3 protein-coding genes are annotated in these 3,544 nt (G+C 49.2%); all 3 read right to left on the reverse strand.

The genetic code is table 11. The features are described 5' to 3' along the window. A partial coding sequence (locus tag AC1DND_RS22845) for a TonB-dependent receptor plug domain-containing protein (protein WP_477584894.1) occupies positions 1 to 1,960 on the reverse strand: 1,960 nt, incomplete at its 3' end. Next, the gene (locus AC1DND_RS22850; RefSeq protein WP_477584895.1) at positions 1,957 to 3,294 is read right to left on the reverse strand and encodes a TlpA family protein disulfide reductase; all 1,338 of its coding nucleotides are present in this window, start codon (positions 3,292 to 3,294) and stop codon (positions 1,957 to 1,959) included. The genes AC1DND_RS22850 and AC1DND_RS22845, both read right to left, overlap by 4 nt. Before the next feature lie 57 nt (positions 3,295 to 3,351). Then, a partial coding sequence (locus AC1DND_RS22855) for a hypothetical protein (protein WP_477584896.1) occupies positions 3,352 to 3,544 on the reverse strand: 193 nt, incomplete at its 5' end.

Below are 3,544 nucleotides of genomic sequence, written 5' to 3' on the forward strand. Positions count from 1 at the left end.
GGTTAGAGGCATCGGCCCTTGCACTTGCCGAGAGCGTATAGGTATCTTTAAAGGTGTAGGCCATATTCACAAACTGCGAAAAGTAATTATTGGCCACCTGGCTCAGCCCGTTACCATCTGGAATGTAAGCCAGACTTCCAGTAACCGAGTTGGGAAAAGTGCGGGTATAATCAACCTGCCCTGTGTTGAGCTTGTCGGTATCCAAACCATACATCCTGCCCGATACCCCTGTTGATTGCGCCTTCCTCCACTCCAGCCCTATCAAAGCATCCAACCGGTGCGAAGCCCATGCCCGGTTAAAATCAAGCTGCCCCCTATACTGCTGCGACCGCAAGCGCCCTTCATTCCTGTCCAGAATGGCACCTAATGGAATAGGATAACTTACTGCCCCACCAGCACCTACCTGCACAAAACTGTTGATCAGGTTCCGGGTGTAATAACTTCCCAGCTGCTGCAAAATTTCCCTGGTGGTCCGCTGCTCTTCAATATTGTATTTAAGCGATGCCCTAAAACCCAATGGCAGTTTATATGCCAGATCGAAACTGGCCACCAGGTCCGTAAGTCTGGTTACATTATCGGTATACTGATTATCCAATAGCGGGTAATATGACCAGTCCAGCAGCTGCGCCACCGCTGGAGAAGCAAGATAACCAGACCGGTAATTCTTGGTAATGGGCAAAGGGTTTCCATTGGCATCGGCAAAGGCAGCATAAGGATAAAGTGAAGATGTACTCAATATGCCGCCAATGCCAGGCTGCCCTGCTGTAACCTTGCCACCGGTATAACTGAACACCGTATTCAAATTCAGGTTGCGCAGCAGCGTAAAACTGTTGCTCAGCCTCAGGTTCTGCCTGGAATTCTCACCATCCAGGTTATCTACGTTTCTGTTATAACCTGAAGAAACCAGCCAGGAATGCTTTTCACTCCCACCCGATAGCGAGAGTGCGTATTGCTGGTTAACCCCGGTTTTGTACACGTAACGGTCAAAATCGTCATAAACATCATGTGCGGCAAAGCCTGCCTTGGCCAGTGCCAAATCAGCATTAGACAGCTTGCCCGAGGCATTCAAAACCAGCAGCTCTACAAAAGGCGTTAAGGCAGGTTTCTGCGAGGAATTGATCAGGCTGGTATAATAGCCCTTACCATATAAAAACTGCTCCACATCAAGCGCATCGGCAGATGAAATGCGCTGCTCGTAACGCAGATCAGGCTTTTGCACAAAAGCCAAACTGGCTGAAAAGCTGGCCGAAAACGGCGTATTCTTTTTGCCTTTTTTGGTGGTAATTACAATCACCCCATTTCCGGCACGGGTACCCCAAATGGAAGCTGCCGCGGCATCCTTTAAAACCGTTATGCTCTCTACATCTTCAGGATTGATGTTGGCCAGATCACCCGGATAAGGAAAATCATCAAGCACAATCAGCGGATCCCTTGGCCCACGGATCGTGCTGGTGCCACGGATGGAAAACTTGCCTGTGGCCGAGGTGCTCCTGTCAAAAGTAAGCCCGTTACCTATGGCCTCTAACCTGTCGAGTATGTTTTTGCCCACCTGCTGATCTAGCCTGGCCTTATCCAGTTTATCAAACGATCCGGTGGCCCGCGTTCTGTCCAGCACCTGATACCCGGTGCTTACCGTTACATCGCTGAGCTGGTTATCGGCCGGCAACAGCCTGGCCACAAATACCCTTGTTAACGGGATAGTGACTGTAACAGCATAGGTTTTAAAACCCACCGCACTGGCCACAAAATGATAAGTACCACCTGGCAGACCAACCGAAAATGTTCCGTTTCTATCTGCCATTAATCTACGTACCAGCCCATCAGCCCCTGTCAGCTCGATGTTTGCCGGAACGGCGGTACTATCGGCAGCACTTAAAATTTTACCGCTAAAGGTTTCCTGCCCAAAGGCTATTATCGGGCAAAAGCCGATCAATACAATCAGTATATATATCTTCCTCATTTCAGTTGCTTAATTTCATCGCCCATCCGGTCACGGATCACCATGACCGTCATTTTTTTCTTCGCCGGCCGCAGGCACAGCCCATACGGCCGAAGCCCAGCATTTACCTGCTCAAGACCCCCTGTTTCACTGATCGTGATCGATATGCGATCACTGATCCCGGTTTCGTTGATCACCGGCACGGTGTTCCAGACCAGGTTCTCCAGATGATCGGCAAGCGCTTCAACACGAACATTTTTTAAGTTTAACACATCCTGACTGCCAGCGCCGTTATCCGATCGACCCAAAATTTCCAGATCATGACTTCCGCTCAAGCGAACCTCCGCAACCCCAAAACGCTCAAGAACAAGGCAATCGGCCACTTCAGTCTCGAAACTGCCTACATAAGGCGAATACATATTCAGGTCATCCAGCATCATGGGGTATAACTGAGCTGATAACCGCTCGGGCACCACAAACTCATAATTATAGCTACCGTGCAAGAAACCCGACGAATCGGCCCCTGCGTACCTGATCTGTTTATCAGAAAAGCGCTGGCCTACTGCGCGCTGCAGCACCCTGCCAATTGTACCATAAAGGCTAAAAAAATCGGCATTGGTAAAGGCACGCCCCACCAACACACCAGATGTTTTAGCCTTTCGAAACTGTGTACCGCTGGCCAGGCCAGACACCCGGCCCTTAGTTAACAGGCTGTACCGGACCAAGCCTTCAGTAGGAAAATCTGCCGAACTGAACAAAGGCAAAGCCGGATCGATGTTCTTTTTATTAACGAACGTACCACCCTCGCCCGCCATCGCCTGCAACAGTTTCGCTTCCTCCAGTTCTTCCTCGCCCGTTATGGCCAGCACTTTCCCATCCCTGCCGATCCATACATAATGGGGTACGGTACGGTGCGGGAAAGTTTTATTCAGCAGCGTATCTGCTAAAACAGCAGTAAAAGCTTCGCCATGTTCGTTTTTCCTTTTCTGCAACAAATCGGTTGCCCTGGCTACAGGCTCATTATTCACCAGGATCACCTGCAGATCGTTCTGGTATTTCTCTTGCAGCATCTTCATTTTCGGGAAACTGGCAATACAGGGTGCACACCAGGTCGCCCAAAAATCCAGGATCAGCAGTTTGCCCTTAAAAGCCGAAAGCGGCAAGACTGCCAAATTCTGACCCGCCCCATTAAGACCTGAAACATTCCTTATCAGCACATCCGGCACCTGCTGACCGATAGAAATCCCCCGATAATCCGCAGACGCAGCCACACTGGTAACCGATATATTTTTATCCTGCCCATGCACCCCAAAAATTGGGCATAGCAGTAGCAGGAAACATAATTTAAGCTTCATTTTGATTGATTAAACGTAAAAAATAATTAAAAACTGACCTAAAGGCTATCTCAAATCCTAACTCCTCACTCCCTCAACCTTACCCTCCTCCATCAGCACCCGCACCGCCACGACCAATTCGATCAACCCATCAAACACCTCACTAACCTCCTKTTTACTGATATTAAGTTCCAGAAAACCCTTTTTATCGTTCAAAGCAAAACCCTGAAACGACTCCAATAACACCAGCTTTACCTTATCGACACTGTAG

Source organism: Pedobacter sp. 01N416 (assembly GCF_056399685.1).